At 74.5% G+C, this 14,725-nt stretch carries 18 protein-coding genes; 11 read left to right on the top strand and 7 right to left on the bottom strand.

The genetic code is table 11. The features are described from left to right. Nucleotides 1-423 carry a ChaB family protein gene (locus ACTWM8_RS11385; protein WP_446213786.1) on the bottom strand — a complete coding sequence of 141 codons (423 nt, stop codon included), beginning with the start codon at nucleotides 421-423 and terminating at the stop codon, nucleotides 1-3. A gap of 148 nt (nucleotides 424-571) precedes the next feature. Here ACTWM8_RS11385 and ACTWM8_RS11380 point away from each other — a divergent pair, with 148 nt between their 5' ends. The 4 genes from ACTWM8_RS11380 (at nucleotide 572) to ACTWM8_RS11365 (ending at nucleotide 2,914) form a co-directional block, all read left to right on the top strand. Further along, a complete protein-coding gene (locus ACTWM8_RS11380; RefSeq protein ID WP_446213785.1) occupies nucleotides 572-1,555 on the top strand; it encodes a YihY/virulence factor BrkB family protein in 984 nt (327 codons plus the stop codon). A 53-nt stretch (nucleotides 1,556-1,608) separates the two neighbouring features. Further along, on the top strand, nucleotides 1,609-2,025 hold the full coding sequence (locus ACTWM8_RS11375; RefSeq protein ID WP_446213784.1) for a DUF2795 domain-containing protein: 417 nt from the start codon (nucleotides 1,609-1,611) through the stop codon (nucleotides 2,023-2,025). 52 nt (nucleotides 2,026-2,077) lie between these two features. Beyond that, a complete protein-coding gene (locus tag ACTWM8_RS11370) occupies nucleotides 2,078-2,539 on the top strand; it encodes an SRPBCC family protein (protein ID WP_446213783.1) in 462 nt (153 codons plus the stop codon). A 114-nt stretch (nucleotides 2,540-2,653) separates the two neighbouring features. Then, nucleotides 2,654-2,914, top strand: a complete 261-nt coding sequence (locus ACTWM8_RS11365; protein ID WP_446213782.1) for a hypothetical protein — start codon at nucleotides 2,654-2,656, stop codon at nucleotides 2,912-2,914. A 60-nt stretch (nucleotides 2,915-2,974) separates the two neighbouring features. Here ACTWM8_RS11365 and ACTWM8_RS11360 read toward each other — a convergent pair whose 3' ends face one another. Next, on the bottom strand, nucleotides 2,975-4,162 hold the full coding sequence (locus ACTWM8_RS11360; RefSeq protein WP_446213781.1) for an MFS transporter: 1,188 nt from the start codon (nucleotides 4,160-4,162) through the stop codon (nucleotides 2,975-2,977). Nucleotides 4,163-4,324: 162 nt separating this feature from the next. Between ACTWM8_RS11360 and ACTWM8_RS11355 the strand changes: the two genes are divergently transcribed. Continuing rightward, entirely contained in the window at nucleotides 4,325-4,537 is a 213-nt protein-coding gene (locus tag ACTWM8_RS11355; protein WP_154938302.1) for a hypothetical protein, read from the top strand. A 126-nt stretch (nucleotides 4,538-4,663) separates the two neighbouring features. Here the strand turns inward: ACTWM8_RS11355 and ACTWM8_RS11350 are convergent, their stop codons facing one another. Then, a complete protein-coding gene (locus ACTWM8_RS11350; RefSeq protein WP_446213780.1) occupies nucleotides 4,664-5,125 on the bottom strand; it encodes a hypothetical protein in 462 nt (153 codons plus the stop codon). Nucleotides 5,126-5,290: 165 nt separating this feature from the next. Between ACTWM8_RS11350 and ACTWM8_RS11345 the strand changes: the two genes are divergently transcribed. After that, entirely contained in the window at nucleotides 5,291-5,659 is a 369-nt protein-coding gene (locus tag ACTWM8_RS11345) for a DUF6401 family natural product biosynthesis protein (protein WP_446213779.1), read from the top strand. 68 nt (nucleotides 5,660-5,727) lie between these two features. On the opposite strand, the gene ACTWM8_RS11340 is transcribed toward ACTWM8_RS11345, so the two are convergent. Then, on the bottom strand, nucleotides 5,728-6,603 hold the full coding sequence (locus tag ACTWM8_RS11340; RefSeq protein ID WP_446213778.1) for a membrane protein: 876 nt from the start codon (nucleotides 6,601-6,603) through the stop codon (nucleotides 5,728-5,730). A 201-nt stretch (nucleotides 6,604-6,804) separates the two neighbouring features. Between ACTWM8_RS11340 and ACTWM8_RS11335 the strand changes: the two genes are divergently transcribed. From ACTWM8_RS11335 to ACTWM8_RS11325, 3 genes are all read left to right on the top strand, one after another. Beyond that, nucleotides 6,805-8,931, top strand: coding sequence for an ATP-binding SpoIIE family protein phosphatase (locus ACTWM8_RS11335; protein WP_446213777.1), 2,127 nt, complete (start codon nucleotides 6,805-6,807; stop codon nucleotides 8,929-8,931). A 42-nt stretch (nucleotides 8,932-8,973) separates the two neighbouring features. After that, a complete protein-coding gene (locus tag ACTWM8_RS11330) occupies nucleotides 8,974-9,687 on the top strand; it encodes an HAD family hydrolase (protein WP_446213776.1) in 714 nt (237 codons plus the stop codon). A gap of 68 nt (nucleotides 9,688-9,755) precedes the next feature. Beyond that, complete coding sequence (locus ACTWM8_RS11325; protein WP_446213775.1) at nucleotides 9,756-11,042, top strand: cation:proton antiporter; 1,287 nt, start codon at nucleotides 9,756-9,758, stop codon at nucleotides 11,040-11,042. On the opposite strand, the gene ACTWM8_RS11320 is transcribed toward ACTWM8_RS11325, so the two are convergent. Next, nucleotides 11,001-11,993 (bottom strand): anti-sigma factor RsbA family regulatory protein, encoded by a 993-nt coding sequence (locus tag ACTWM8_RS11320; RefSeq protein WP_446213774.1) that lies wholly within the window; start codon nucleotides 11,991-11,993, stop codon nucleotides 11,001-11,003. The two genes, ACTWM8_RS11325 and ACTWM8_RS11320, sit on opposite strands and share 42 nt — an antisense overlap. Nucleotides 11,994-12,093: 100 nt before the next feature. Then, on the bottom strand, nucleotides 12,094-13,041 hold the full coding sequence (locus ACTWM8_RS11315) for an NAD(P)/FAD-dependent oxidoreductase (protein WP_446214525.1): 948 nt from the start codon (nucleotides 13,039-13,041) through the stop codon (nucleotides 12,094-12,096). Nucleotides 13,042-13,141: 100 nt separating this feature from the next. Between ACTWM8_RS11315 and ACTWM8_RS11310 the strand changes: the two genes are divergently transcribed. Then, nucleotides 13,142-13,357: a DUF3072 domain-containing protein gene (locus ACTWM8_RS11310; RefSeq protein WP_446213773.1), complete on the top strand. Its 216-nt coding sequence runs from the start codon at nucleotides 13,142-13,144 to the stop codon at nucleotides 13,355-13,357. 3 nt (nucleotides 13,358-13,360) lie between these two features. Here ACTWM8_RS11310 and ACTWM8_RS11305 read toward each other — a convergent pair whose 3' ends face one another. Further along, the gene (locus ACTWM8_RS11305; protein ID WP_446213772.1) at nucleotides 13,361-13,861 is read right to left on the bottom strand and encodes a metallophosphoesterase family protein; all 501 of its coding nucleotides are present in this window, start codon (nucleotides 13,859-13,861) and stop codon (nucleotides 13,361-13,363) included. A gap of 51 nt (nucleotides 13,862-13,912) precedes the next feature. Here ACTWM8_RS11305 and ACTWM8_RS11300 point away from each other — a divergent pair, with 51 nt between their 5' ends. Continuing rightward, nucleotides 13,913-14,710, top strand: coding sequence for a helix-turn-helix domain-containing protein (locus tag ACTWM8_RS11300; RefSeq protein ID WP_446213771.1), 798 nt, complete (start codon nucleotides 13,913-13,915; stop codon nucleotides 14,708-14,710). Nucleotides 14,711-14,725 lie beyond the last annotated feature (15 nt).

The following is a 14,725-nucleotide window of genomic DNA, read 5'->3' as shown; positions in this document are numbered from 1 at the left end:
TCAGCGACCGCTGCGGGCCTTGGACTTCTCGCGGGCCTCCGTGGTCTGCCGAAGGTTCGCCTTCTGGATCGCCTTGACCAGTTCCGGCTTGGTCATCCGGGACCGGCCGGGTACGTCCAGCTTCTTGGCCACCTCCATCAGGTGCTCCTTCTTGGCGTTGGCGTCCACGCCGCCTGCCGTGGGAGCCCGTCGGGCCGGTCCACCACCCTGCGCCTGGCGGTCGCTGGGTCCCTTGCGTCCCTTCGGCTCCCAGTGGTCGCCGACCTTCTCGAACTCGTGCTTGACCGCGGCGAACGCGGTGCGGTGCGACCGCTCGCCCTCGCCGTACGTCTCCACCGCCGAGTCGTGCGTCTTCTCCCAGGTGCGCTGCGCCTTCTCCGGGGAGCGCCGCAGCGTGCTGGGCAGTACCTCGCGCCCGGGCATCTCGTCCTCCTCCGCGTCGATGTCTGCGTATGGACGGTTCCCCGGGCCCTCATCGGCAAACTCGCCCGCCGGGTTTGTCGATTTCCGGCACCGGGTACCGGCGGGGCCAGCGGGTGCCGGGTGCGCCGGCGGGGACGGGAGCGGGACGATGGCAGCGACGACGGAGCCGACCGCGGTCGCCGGTGGCCGGGACGGCCTGCGGGTCCCCCGCCGGGTACGCCAGCTGAGCTGGTCCACCTGGCGCGGGGTGCTGGTGCGCAGCGGGCGCAACTTCGTCAAGGACAACTGCGCGGACTGGGCGGCGGCGCTGACCTACTACGGCGTGCTCGCGCTCTTCCCCTCCACCGTGGTGGTGGTCGCCCTCGTCGGCCTGGTCTCCGACGGCGAGCGCACCGTCGACACGGTGCTGGAGCTGGCCCGCGACATCGGCGCCGGCTCGGTGGTCGCCAACGACGGTTTCGTGTCGGTGGTGCGTACCGCGGTCGACCAGCAGAGCGGGGCGAAGGTGCTGCTCAGCTTCGGTCTGCTCGGCGCGCTCTGGTCGGCGTCCGGGTTCATCGGCGCGTTCACCCGGGCCTCCAACGCGATCTACGGGGTCGAGGAGGGGCGGCCGTTCTACCGGTTGCGCCCGATGCAGATCGGCCTGGCGGCCGTGACGCTGGTCCTGCTCGCCGTGGTGGCGCTCGGCCTGATCGTCAGCGGGCCGGTGACCGACGCGGTGGGCGACCTGCTGGGCGCCGGCGGGTTGGCCCGCACGGTGTGGAGCGTGGCCAAGTGGCCGGTGCTGGCGCTGGTGATGATGACGCTGCTGTCCCTGCTGTTCTGGATCGCCCCGAACGTCCGGCAGCCGAGGTTCCGCTGGTTGACCCCCGGCGGGGCGGTGGCCCTGCTCTCCTGGATCGTCGCCTCCGCCGGTTTCGGCCTGTACGTCGCGAACTTCGGCTCCTACGACGTGACGTACGGCAGCCTGGGCGCGGTCATCGCCTTCCTGGTCTGGCTCTACCTGTCCAACTGCGCGCTGATGTTCGGCGTGCAGATCAACGCCGAGCTGCAACGGGGCCGGGTGCTCCAGGCGGGGGCGGAGGATCCGGGCGAGCCGGTCCTGCCGCCGAAGGCCCCCGCCGATTCGTGACCCCGTGCCGGGTTCGGCGTTTCCCCGGGGCCGTCGGGGGTAGCACACAAGGCATGGAACGTGGCAGCAGCAAGCACGGACCGAGGATCGACGAGAACATGAGCCAGGAGGTCAGCGGCCTCGTGCAGGGGCCGGGCGCCGCCGGCTCCCGGGTCGAGGAGTCCCGCCAGCCGGAACCGGCCGGCGAGGACCAGCCGGAGCCGAAGACGGTGACGGCCGGCGCGACCCGCGGCGGCAACCCGCAGGGGATGAGCGCCGACGATGTCGAGGAGCGCAGCCGACTCGGCCGGTTCATCACCATGACGGCCCTGCCCGGCGACCGCGACGTGCTGATCGCCAACGCCCGCGAGAACCAGGCGCCCGCCGACCTGATCTCGGAGCTGGAGCGGCTGCCCGAGGGCACGCGGTACCGCACGGTCTCCGAGGTGTGGGCCGCCCTCGGCCACAAGAACGAGACGACGCGCTGGTGACCGGATCGGCCCACGATCCGGACGAACACCGGCGGCCAGAGGAGGAATCGTCATGAGCGGCGTTACCGAGCACGTGGACGTCTCCGTCCCGATCCGCACCGCGTACGACCAGTGGACCCAGTTCGAGGAGTTCCCCCACTTCATGGAGGGGGTGCAGGAGGTCCGGCAGCTGACGGACACGATGACCCACTGGACCGTCGAGATCGCCGGGGTCAAGCGTGAGTTCGACGCCCAGATCACCGAGCAGCTCCCCGACGAGCGGGTGGCCTGGAAGTCGACCGGCGGCACCCAGCAGGCCGGTGTGGTCACCTTCCACCGGCTCGACGAGGGCAGGACGCGGGTCACCCTGCAGATGGACTTCGAGCCGCACGGCGTGGTGGAGAAGGCCGGCGACAAGCTGGGTGTGGTGGACCGGCGCGCCAAAGGCGACCTGGAGCGGTTCAAGCAGTTCATCGAGCGCCGCGGTCAGGAGACCGGCGCCTGGCGGGGCAAGGTGGACCGCCCGCAGCCGTGACCGTTCCCCCGGATCTCACGCATCCGATGGCCGCCGGTGGATCCGGCGGCCATCGCCGCGTCCGGGCCCGCCCGCCGGCCGTTTGCGATCATTTGCCCCGGGTACGCCAGGGGGATGACGGAGAACGACGACAGGGTGTGGCGGGACGAGCAGAAGACCCCGCTGGAGGAACTGGACCGGGCGATCGCCCGGTCGACCATCGACGGGCAGGCCGACGACGTCACCGGCAACGACGCCGGTGGGGAGGCAGCCTTCGGGCACGGCCCCGAGGCGGTGGACCGGGGTGCCGGACCGCAGGCCGAGCGGCGGGAGATGACCGACTCGGAGCGCGCGTACCGCCCCTCCACCACCGGCCGGACCGGCCCCGACGTCTGATGCGCGAGACGCCCCGGGCGGGACCCGCCCGGGGCCGGCCCGTCCCACGGCCCGGTCGCCTCAGCCGGTGACGGCCACCGACCGGCGCCCGGCCATGGCGTGCAGGATGAGCAGCAGCACCGCCAGCACGGTCAGCGCCGGCCCCAGCAATGCCACCGAGGTGTGCCCGAACAGCACCCCGAGCCCGCCGGGGATCAGCGCCGCGCCGAGCCCGGCGGTCCCGATCTGGACGCCGATGGCGCGGTCCGCGTGCGCCGCGCCGACCCGCTCCGGGGTGGCGAGGGTGAGCAGCGGGTAGACCGGCGCGGCGGCGAAGCCCACCAGGACCAGGCCGGCCACCGCCACCCAGGCCGGAGCGGGCAGCGCGATCAGCAGGGCGCCGGCCGTCATGCCGAGCAGGCTGCCCCGTAGCACCCGACCGACGCCGAGGCGCTCGGCGACCACGCCCTGCACGACCCGCCCCACGAAGAGGCTCCCCCAGTAGCCGGAGACGCACAGGCCGGCGGTGGTCGCCGACAGGCCGCGCCCCTCGGTGAGCAGCAGGAACGCCCAGAGCCCGGCGCTGATCTCGATCGCCACGTAGAGCATGAAGGCGAGCGCGCCCAGCCAGACCGCCGGCAGCCGCAGCGTCTCGCGTACCGGCACCGGCGGGCTGGCGGCCACGACGGGTACGGCCGGGTTCGCCGGCCGGCCCCGCCAGGCCCGTACGGTCAGCGCGAAGGCGGTGGCCAGCGCGAGCTGCGCGGCGGCGACGAGCCCGTAGCCCCAGCGCCAGCTGAGCCCGGCGCCGAGCGCGCCGGTCATGATCAGCGGGCCGAGCGCCACTCCGAGGCCGAAGCAGGCGTGCATCCAGGTCATGTGCCGAGGCCCGAACGCCCCGGCCGCGTACGCGTTGAGCCCGGAGTCGACGGCGCCCGAGCCGAGCCCGAGGACCAGCGCGCAGCCGATCATCAGGGCCAGTTCCGGCGTCGAGGCGTACCCGGTGAGCGCCAGGCTGGCCAGCACCGTGCTGCCGGCCAGCAGCCGACCGACGCCGAGGCGGGCGAGGGTGAAGCCGGCGAGCACGCTGGAGGTCAGATACCCGACGGTGCCCGCGGTGAGCACCAGCCCGACCGCCTCCGTCGGTACGCCGAGGTCCGCACGGATCGACGGCCAGCCGACCCCGATCAGCCCGTCGGGCAGGCCGAGGCTGACGAAGGCGAGGTAGGCGAGCAGGAGCAGGGAGGCGCGGGGCGGGGTGACGGACACGGGGGGCCATCCTGCCGTATCCGCTGAGGTCACTTGCAGCCGGCGACGGCTTCCCCCGAACCGGCAAAAAGCAACGCCCGGACGGGCAGGAATGCGGACAGCCCATCCAGAATCGGCCGATCGGGTGGCGGCAACCGGGGGGTGCCGCGTCAGACTTTCGGGATGCAACAGGGCTCCGGCATCCTCACCCCACGTCAGCGGCGTCTGGCCTGGCTCGGCTTCCTGCTCGCCGCGCTCCAGGCCCCGGTCTCGGCCAAGCTGGTCGCCGACGACTCCTGGCTGTTCAGCCTCTGCGTCGCGCTCATGGTGGCGACCGTCATCATCGCCGACGACACCAGCCGTCGCCGGCCGGCCGACGCGCCGTCGGCTGACTGACACCCACCTGACGGGCGGCCCCGCGACACCTCGAACGGCGGGGGCTGGGGTCAGGGGGTCGGGTCACCCGTCCCGCACCTCGGTGTGTTGCCGCAGGCGACACCGTGCGGTGACGTGCTGTTCGCGTCAGTCCCGGCGTGAGCCGGGCTCGGCGGGGCGGGCCTCGTGCCCGGGTCGGCCCCGGGTCCGCCGCCGCTCCTTCATCTCCGCCTCGTAGAGGTGGCGGCGGCCGTCCACCAGCTGGTCCCGGGCGGCGCGGTCCAGCTCGCGGAAGACCGCGTAGTAGTTGTCGTCGAAGTCCTCGACGATCTGGAACGTCCACCGACCGGCGATCACGTTGCGGCCGAGCAGCTCGGTGCGGACCCGCTCCGCGAGGTCCTCGTGGCCGGCGGCCCGCAACTGCGCGACCGCGTCGTCGAGCATCAGGTCGGCGTGCCCGATCAACTGGTGCAGCGAGTAGAGGTGCCCGCGCGCCCGCTCCACCGCCTCCAGCGCCTCGCTGAGCTTGCCCAGCGCGGCCACCGTCCCGTCGGTCACCCCGTCCGGCCGGCGGTGCTGCCGGTCCGGGCCATCGTCGTGCTGTCCCATCCATCCCCCCAAGGTGCCGGCTGCGCCCGTTCGCGCGCGGTTCTCCTTCTGCCCACCCTCCGCCGGGTCAATCCCGGCGGAGGAGGGCGGCCGACCGGAAGAGGACCCGGGACCGGCCGAGCGGCCGAGGCCGCCCGGGCCGCCGGGTGACTAACCTCGGTCCCCATGCGTGTGCCGTTTTCCCAGGTCGCGAACCGGACCGCCGCGAGCGCGGCGCGGTCCGCCCTCGCCCTGCTCAGCGCCTCGGTCGGCGCCTCCGGCCTCGCCGCGGCGGCCGCCAACCCCGGCCTGCTCGCGATGGTCGACCAGCACGCGGCCGCGGTACGCGACAGCCTCGACGGCGACCGGCGCCCGCTGACCCCGGCGGCGCTGGTCGGGTACGCCGACGGGCTCCGGGCGGCCGCGCTGGAGCACGGCCTGACCCCGCCCACCGGCGCGGTGGACTGGACCGAGCCGGACTGGCTGCGCATCCGCCTGCTGGCGATCTGCGCGCTGGCCCGCACGCTCGACCCGCGTCACCTCGAAGCGGCCTGACCCCACCGGCACACGACGGAGGGGCGTCCGCGCCACGCACGGACCCCCTCCACCGGTACGCCTCCGACTCAGGTCCCCGGACGGCGGAACTGCTGGGTCTCCTCGCCCACGTTGCCGGACTGGTACGTCCCCCGGCCCCCGGCCGCCGCCCTGGCCTCCTCGGCGCTCGCCATGGGCTGAACGCGCTCGCCGCCCCGGTCGGCCATCTGCCGGCTCATGTCGCCCCGCCCGGCCGCCTGGGCCTGGCGGTGCGCCTGGATGGCCCGCGACTCCTCGGCCATCCGGTCCAGCCAGCGGTCCCAGCGGCTCTGCATCGGCTTCACCAGACCACCGCCGACGCCGACGATCAGGATGCCGGCCGCCGTGGCGAGCACCGCGATCAGCACCGGCGTGGTCACCGTGGTGGCGACGCCCACCTGGTTCAGCGCGGCGATGATGCCGAGCGCCAGGATGAAGACCGCCACCAGGTCGCCGAGGATCCGGCCGTACGAGAGGCCGCCCAGCGCGCCGGTGACCAGGTCCCGAACGGCGTTGGCGATCGCGGCCGCCACGACCACGATGACGATGGCCACGAACGCGCGCGGCAGCCAGGCCACGACGCCCCGGATCAGGTCACTGATCGCGTTGGGTCCCCACACCCCGAAGGCGAACTGCAGGGTGAACAGCAGGACCGCGTAGTACGCGAGCTTCGCCAGGATGTCACTCGCGTCGTACTTCGTGCGTTCCAGTGCCCGTTTGATGCCACCCCGTTCGACCGCCCGGTCGAACCCCACCCGTTCCAGTGCTTTGTCCACGATTTTGAGTACCGCTCGGGCGATGATCCAGCCCACCACGAGGATCGCGATGAACGCGATCGCCCTCGGGATGAAGAGCAGCACCGACCTCCACATGTCGGCCACGGCGTCGCCGATGTCGGCCTGCCTGACCGCAAGGGTTTCCGGCATGATGTCCCTCCTGTCGCATGGACTGCGCCGGGCGGATACCCGGTCGCTCAGGGTGCACGCCGCGACACCCTGGATCAATTTCCCGACATGTCCCCCTAAAGGACTCCTGACCTGCCCTAACATCACCGCCGCCGGGCCGTCCGGCACGGTCGGGGGGCATGATCCAAACCTCTGCGCGACGCTCCGGCTAGGCTGCGTGACATGCCAGGCACGGTCGGGCGAGTCCCCACGCCACCACCCGCCGCCCCCGGACCGGCCCCGGTCTCGCAGGTGGCGGCGACCGTGCTCGCCCACCCCTGGGCGGGCACCCCGCTCGGGCCGCCGCAGCGGTGGGACCCGGCGGTGCGCGCCCTGGTCGACGTGATCCTCTCCTCGCCGGTGCCGATGGCGCTCTACTACGGCGACGATTACGTGCTGCTCTACAACCAGGGCTACTCCGAACTGCTCGGGGACCGGCACCCGGACGCCCTCGGCCGGCCCGCCGGCGAGGTCTTCGCGGACCTCTGGCACACCCCGGGGGTGGGCGACGTGATCGAACGGGCCTACCGGCGGGGCGAGTCGTTCCTCCAGCGGGAGTCGATGCTGCCGGTCGACCGGCACCTGGCCCCCACCGGCGACCACGCCGTCTTCACCCGCGGCCACTCGCCGGTGCGCGACAGCACCGGCCGGATCGTCGGCGTGCTCACCGTGGCGGCGCAGACCACCCAGCTCACCCAGCAGTTGCAGAGCCTCAGCGACTTCGCCGCCGCGCTCTCCGGCACGCTCACCCTCGACGACGTGGCCCGGGTGACCCTGCGCTACGCGCTGCACTCCTTCGACGCCGACCGGGTGAGCTTCGCCGTCGACGACGGCCCCGGCTGGCGAATGGTCCGGCGCATCCGGGGCGAACTGCTCGACGAGGCCGACGAGCGGTTGCCTCCGCTGTGGCGGCCCACCGCCGCGGACTCCCCCGCCCCGGTGGTGGTGACCGCGCGCAGCGGCGTGCCGTACTTCGTCGGCGACGGCGAACCGCTGCGGGCGAGCGCCATCGACCGGCACGACCAGAAGATCCGCTCGCTGGCCGCGCTGCCGCTGCGCTCCTCGGTGATCCGCGGCGGCCTCGCCGTCGGCTACCGGACCCCGCACGGCTGGTCGGCGGCGGAGCGGGCGTTGCTGGCCGCCTCGGCGGAGCTGGTCGGCCAGGCGGCCGAGCGGGCCCGCCGGTTCGAGACCCAGCACGGCACCGCCCAGCTGCTGCAACGCAGCATGCTGCCGGAGCGGCTGCCGGCGTTGCCCCGGCTGCGCATCGCCGCCCGGTACGACCCCGGCGTCGACGGCAACGCCGCCGGCGGTGACTTCTACGACGCCTTCGTGCTGCCCACCGGCGACCTGGGCGTGGTCCTCGGCGACGTCGCCGGCCACGACGTGCAGGCGGCGGCCCGGATGGGCCAGGTACGGGCGGCGCTGCGCGCCCTGGCGCTGGCCGATCCGCGCCCGGACGCCGTGCTCACCGGGCTGGACCGGCTGGTGGCCAGCCTCGGCACCGAGACCGGCACCCAGGAGCTCTTCGTCACCGTGGTCTTCGGCGTGGTGGACGCCGACCGCGGCGAGATCACGCTGGCCAGCGCCGGGCATCCGCCGCCGCTGATCCGGCGCTGCCACCCCGACGGCTCGGCGACGGCCGCCTTCGTGGAGCTGCCGGCGGGCGCCCCGCTGGGGCTGGGCTGCCGGCCGCGTACCGCGACCGTGCCGTTCCAGCCCGGGGACACCCTGCTGCTGTACAGCGACGGGGTGGTCGAACGGCGACGACAGAGCCTCACCGCGGGGCTGGACGTGCTGGTCACGGCGGTGGCCGACGCGGCCAGCGGCGACCCGCGCGCGCTCTGCGCGGTGGCCACCGGTGCGGTGCACGGGGCGACGGAGGACGACGTCGCGGTGCTGGCGGTGGAGCACGCGCTGAAGCCGAGCCGCTCGGCGAGCATGGAGATGCCGGCCGAGCCGACCGCGCCGAGCCGGGTGCGGCACTGGCTGACCGCGCAGCTGACCGACTGGCGGGTGCCGGAGGCGGTGGTCGGCGCGGCGGTGCTGTGCACCAGCGAGCTGACCACCAACGCGCTGCTGCACGCCGGCACGGCCGCCCGGGTGGAGATCGACCTGAGCCCGGAGCGGCTGCTGGTGTCGGTCGCCGACTCGGGCACCCGGGGCACCGTGACCCGGGCGCAGACCGACACGTTGAGCAGCCGGGGCCGGGGCCTCGGCCTGATCGAGCAGCTCTCCGACGCCTGGGGCACCGACCCCACGGTCCGTGGTTCGACGGTCTGGTTCGAGATCCTCATACCGGCGGGATGAGCAGGGGCGTCAGCGCCGGCCGAGCGGGGTAGGAGGACGCCCATGAGCGCAGAGAGTCCCTCCGGCGTCCTCTTCGACGTCGACGGCACGCTGGTCGACACCACCTACCTGCACACGGTGAGCTGGTGGGAGGCGCTGCGGCAGGCCGACCACCGGGTGCCGATGTCGCTGATCCACCGGTCCATCGGGATGGGCTCGGACAAGCTCCTGGACCACCTGCTCGGCCCGGAACGGGATCGGAACGCCGACGGCAAGCTGCGCGACGCGCACGACAGCCTCTTCGCCGAGTACTGGGAGCGCCTCGCCCCGCTGCCCGGCGCGGCGGAGCTGCTACGCGCCTGCGCCGCCCGGGGCCTGCGGGTGGTGCTCGCCACCTCCGCCGCCGAGCACGAAATCGGGGCGTTGCGCGCCGCGCTGGACGCCGACGACGCGGTCGACACCGTCACCTCGTCGGCCGACGCGCAGCAGAGCAAGCCGGCGCCGGACATCCTGGTGGCCGCCCTGGAGCAGTCCGGCCTGGACGCCCGGCGGGTGGTCTTCGTCGGCGACTCGGTCTGGGACGTCGCCGCCGCCGCCAAGCTCGACATCCCCTGTGTCGGGCTGACCTGCGGCGGCACCAGCCGGGGTGAGCTGGCCGGGGCGGGCGCGGTCGCGGTCTACGACGATCCGGCGGCGCTGCTGGCCGCGCTGGCCGACTCCCCCCTCGTCACACCGAGGCGGACGTCACCGCGGGACAAGCCGGACACCGAGGCTTAGCCCCCCGGAGCACGGGGCACAGTCCCCACCTCGCGCGCGGGCGCGGGCGAGGTGCGAGAGGTGGTGCCGTGGAACCGGTCGATGTCGCGTTCGCGCTGGTGGGCGTGGGCGCCCTGCTGGCCGGGATCCTGCCCCGGGTGCTGGAGCGCCGCCCGCTGTCCATGCCGATCGCGTTCCTCGGGCTGGGCATGCTGGTCTTCCTGCTGCCCACCGGGCTGCCATCGCCGGACCCGCTGGCCCATCCGGAGCTGGTCACCCACCTGACCGAGATCGGGGTGATCGTCGCCCTGATGGGCGCCGGTCTCAAGATCGACCGGCCGTTGAGCTGGCGTCGGTGGTCGTCCACCTGGCGGCTGCTGGCGATCGCGATGCCGGTGTGCATCGCGGCGGTGACGCTGCTCGGCTGGTGGTGGGCCGGCCTGGTGCCGGCCGCCGCGCTGCTGCTGGGGGCGGCGCTGGCCCCGACCGACCCGGTGCTCGCCGCCGACGTGCAGGTGGGCGAGCCCACCGACGTGGAGGACTCCGAGGACGAGGTCCGCTTCGCCCTCACCTCCGAGGCCGGCCTGAACGACGGGCTGGCCTTCCCGTTCGTGTACGCCGCCATCGCCATCGCCACCACCAGCCTCGCCCCGGCGGACTGGCTCGCCGACTGGTTCACCGTCGACGTGCTCTACAAGCTCGTCGTCGGCGTCGGCGGCGGGCTGCTCGTCGGCTGGCTGCTCGGCAAGCTGTTCTTCCGCGCCCCCAGCGAGCTGCGGCTGGCCCGGCACGCCGAGGGCTTCCTCGCCCTGGCCGCCACCTTCCTGGCGTACGGGCTGGTGGAGGTGATCGGCGGGTACGGCTTCCTGGCCGTCTTCGTGGCCGCGCGGGCGATCCGGGCGGCCGAGCGTACCCACGAGTTCCATTCGGTGTTGCACGACTTCGCCGAGCAGATCGAGCGGCTGCTGACGGTGCTGTTGCTGCTGCTCTTCGGCGGCGCGGTGATCGACGGCCTGCTGGCCCCGCTGACCTGGCCGGCGGCGGCGGTCGGACTGGCCCTGCTCTTCGTGGTCCGGCCGCTGGTGGCCTGGCTGTCGCTGCGGGGCGCGCCCGGCCGACCGGCCGAGCACTGGGTGATCTCGCTGTTCGGCATCCGTGGCGTCGGGTCGTTCTACTACCTGGCGTACGCCACCAGCAAGACCGACTTTCCCCAGGCCGAGCTGATCTGGGCGACCGTCGGGCTGGTGGTGGTGGTGTCCGTGGTGGTGCACGGGATCGCCGCGACCCCGGTCATGCAGCTGCTCGACCGGGCGGGCGAGCGCACGAAGGAGCCGTCAGAGCGTCGCGAGCCCGCGCTCGGCGGCGTCCGGGGCTGATCGCGGGGCGGGCACCGCGGCCGGCGCCGGCAGGTCCAGGTGCACCCGGACGGTGGTGCCGCCGTCCACCGAGCGGATGTCGACCAGGTCGCAGAGCTGCTGCACGAGCAGCAGGCCGCGTCCCCGCTCGGCCGACGTCGAGGCCGGGATCCGGCCGGCGAGCGGGTCGGTCAGCGTGCCGTGGCTGCTGATCTCGCAGACCAGCTCGTCCGGCGCCGCCACCCACCAGCGGGCCGTGGCGGGCCCGCCGGCGTGGGTGATCGCGTTGGCGGCCAGCTCGGTGACGGCGATCCGCAGGTCGTCGACGCGGTCGGCGGGCAGTCCGGCGGCGGCGGCGGTGGCGGCGACCGCGGCCCGCAGTGCGGCCAGGCCGGCCGCCTCCACCCGCACCGTCGCCGCGTCGGCCGGGGCCGGGGGCAGCGCCTCGGCGCAGCCGGCCAGCACCGTCTCGGGATGCTGATAGCCGGCGCTGGGCCGGGCCAGCGCCCCGCTGCGCACGACGGGGTGGGTCCGCCCCACGTCGGCCAGGGCGTCGGCGGGCAGCCGGGAGCGGTCGAAGAGGCAGAGCACGCTCACCGGGTACGCCGGGAGCGCCAGATTGATCATGGCTTCGTGCTCGACGCAGTGCCGGTACGCCGCCGGACGCCGGCCCGGCCAGAGCGACTCCTCCACGATCCGCAGCCGGCGGCCGGGGAACCGGTGCACGAAGTCGCGCAGGGCGGTGGGGATGATCGCCGCCGGGTTGCGCCCGATGGCGCTCATGTCGGCGAGGGTCACCCCGGCGAACGCGCCGAGAGCGGTACCGACCTGGCCGAGCCGGTGCGCGGGGACGGCGACCATGACGGGCTCGTCGGCGGCCCGGCCGGCCGCCACGAAGGCGGTGATGGCGTCAAGGTAGTCGTGGTCGTCGGCGTAGAGCAGCGCGTCGTGCCGCAGGCCCAGGCCGGTCACGCCGTCCCCCACCGTCCGGAATCCCCGTCCACGTCGCGCACACCTCCCCCGAACGGACGATACGCCTCCCGCCGGCGGCCGGTGCGTGCACCGGTACCGGTCAGCCACGCACGGCGAGCACCCGCTCGGCCAGGGCCCGCCCCAGGTCCCGCCCGGAGCGCCAGGCGCTCTGCACCCGGGGCCGGCCGAACGCGTCGCCGGCGAGCCCGACCCCGTCGTCGTCGAGGTGGTACGTCCCGTCCCCGGCGGCGGTCGGGCGGGCGTACGTCCAGCGGTGCACGTGCACCAGCTCGGCCGGCTCGGGCAGCCCGAGCAGGTCGCGCACCGCCTCCTCGACGGCCGGCCCGGCGGCGCTGGGCTGGGCCAGGTGGCCGGCGGCGAACTCCGGCGTGGTGTGCGCGACGAGCACCGGGGCGCCGTCGCCGCGCCGGTCGCCGTCGTCGCAGACCAGCGCGAGCAGCGGGTGGTCGTTGACGAAGGCGCCCTGGAAGTCGGGCCAGCGACGGCTCGGGAAGCGCAGCACCGCGGTGAGCGTCGGCGCCCAACGCTGCTCCAGCGCGGCGCGCGTCGCGTCGGCCAGTTCCGGGTCGAGCAGCAGCGCCGCCTGGGGGCCGGGCATGCACAGCGCCACCGCGGCGCACCCGGCTCCGTCCACCGTCGGGCCCGGCCGCACCGTCATGACCAGCCGGTCCACGCTCACCGGCAGGTCGCGGGCCAGCTCCTCGACCAGTGAGCGCAGGCCGCGCGGGGCGGCCCAGCGGGTCGGACCGGTCACCTCGCGCCGGCCGTCCGGGCCGTACGCCACGAAGGTGTCGGTCCACTCCCGGACCAGCCCGGCGGCCCGCCACCCCCGCACGACCTCGGCGAAGTCGGGGGCGTCGACGGTGAGGTACGCGGCGCCGGTGTCGGCGGGGCGGCCGTCGAAGCGGCGGCTGGCCATCCGCCCGCCCGCCACCCGGCCCCGTTCCCGGAGCTGAACTTCAACGCCCGCCCGGACCAGCTCTGTCGCGCACGCCACGCCGGCGATGCCGGCTCCCACCACGATCACGCCCGAGTTCACCGGGTGATCGTATGTGCGTCCGCAGCGGGCGGCATGAAGGACCGACACCGCGGGTAGGGGTACACCTGTTCGAAGAAAGGTGGACATCATGGCCGACCGCAACAGTCAGCAGCCCGACCCGCGGGGCGCGATCAAGGACCCGGACGACTGGGTGACCGGCGAGGAGCCGCCGACCGCCGCCCAGGAGTCGTACCTGCACACGCTGGCCCGGGAGGCCGGCGAGGAGGTGCCCGACGACCTGACCAAGGCCGAGGCGTCCCGGCGGATCGACGAGTTGCAGGAGGAGACCGGCCGGGGCCGGTGACCCTCAGCGCGGGGGCAGGCGGTGCAGCTCGACCTCGTCGAGCCGCCCCGCCGCCACCCGGGCGGTCAGGTAGGTGGCATACGGCTGGGACCGCCGGTCGGTGGGCGAGCCGGGGTTGAGCAGCCGCAGCCCGCCCGGGGCGACGCTGTCCCACGGGATGTGCGAGTGGCCGAAGATCAGCAGGTCACGGTCGGGGAAGCGGGCCGCGCAGCGCTCCTCCCGCCGGGTCTTCGGCCCGGTCTCGTGCACCACCGCCACCCGCACGCCGTCCAGGTCGACCCGGGCCACCTCGGGCAGTCGGGCCCGCAGCTCCGGGCCGTCGTTGTTGCCGTACACGCCGACGAGCCGGCGGGCCCGGGCGCTCATCGCGTCGAGCAGCGCCACGTCGACCCAGTCGCCGGCGTGCACCACCACATCGGCGGCCTCCACCGCCGACCAGACGGGCGCGGGCAGGTCACGCGCCCGCTTCGGTACGTGGGTGTCGGCGAGGATGACCAGGCGCATCCCGCCATTCTCCGCCCGTCCACCGGTCCGCAGCGTCCGTACCATGATCGGATGGGCGACCTGGTCGGGGAGCGCGGACAGCCGGTGGGCCTGCTGCTGCGGCAGTGGCGGCATCGGCGCCGGCTCAGCCAGCTCGCTCTGGCGATCGAGGCGGAGGTCTCCGCCCGGCACCTGAGCTTCGTCGAGACCGGCCGGTCCACGCCGAGCCGGGAGCTGCTGCTGCGCCTGGCCGAGCAGCTCGACGTACCGCTGCGCGAGCGCAACGCGCTGCTGCTCGCCGCCGGGTACGCGCCGGTCTACTCGCACGCGCCGCTGGGATCCCCGGAGCTTTCCCGGGTGCTCGACGCCGTCCACCGGGTGTTGCGGGCGCACGAGCCGTACCCGGCGGTCGCGGTGGACCGGCGCTGGGACCTCGTCGCCGGCAACGCCGCGCTGGCCCTGCTCACCGACGGCGCCGCCGCCCGCCTGCTCCGGCCGCCGGTCAACGCCCTGCGGCTCACCCTGCACCCGGACGGCATCGCGCCCCGGATCGCAAACCTCGGCCAGTGGCGCGCCCACCTGCTCGCCCGGCTGCGCCGGCAGGCCGCGCTCACCGGCGACGCCGCGCTGGCCGCGTTGCACGAGGAGCTGCTCGGCTATCCCGGCCCGCCGGCGCCGGGCCCGCCGCCCGGCCCGGCCGACGTGGTGGTGCCGCTGCGGCTACGCCACGACGGGGGCGAGCTGCGGCTGCTCAGCACCGTGTCCACCTTCGGCACCCCGCTGGACGTCACGGTCGAGGAGCTCTCGGTCGAGTCGTTCTTCCCGGCCGACGACGCCACCGCCGCGCGGCTGCGCGACGCCGCCGGGTGACCGGCGCGCAGGGCG

It is taken from the genome of Micromonospora sp. IBSANI012, assembly GCF_052814045.1.
This window is presented reverse-complemented; position numbering and strand designations above follow the sequence as displayed.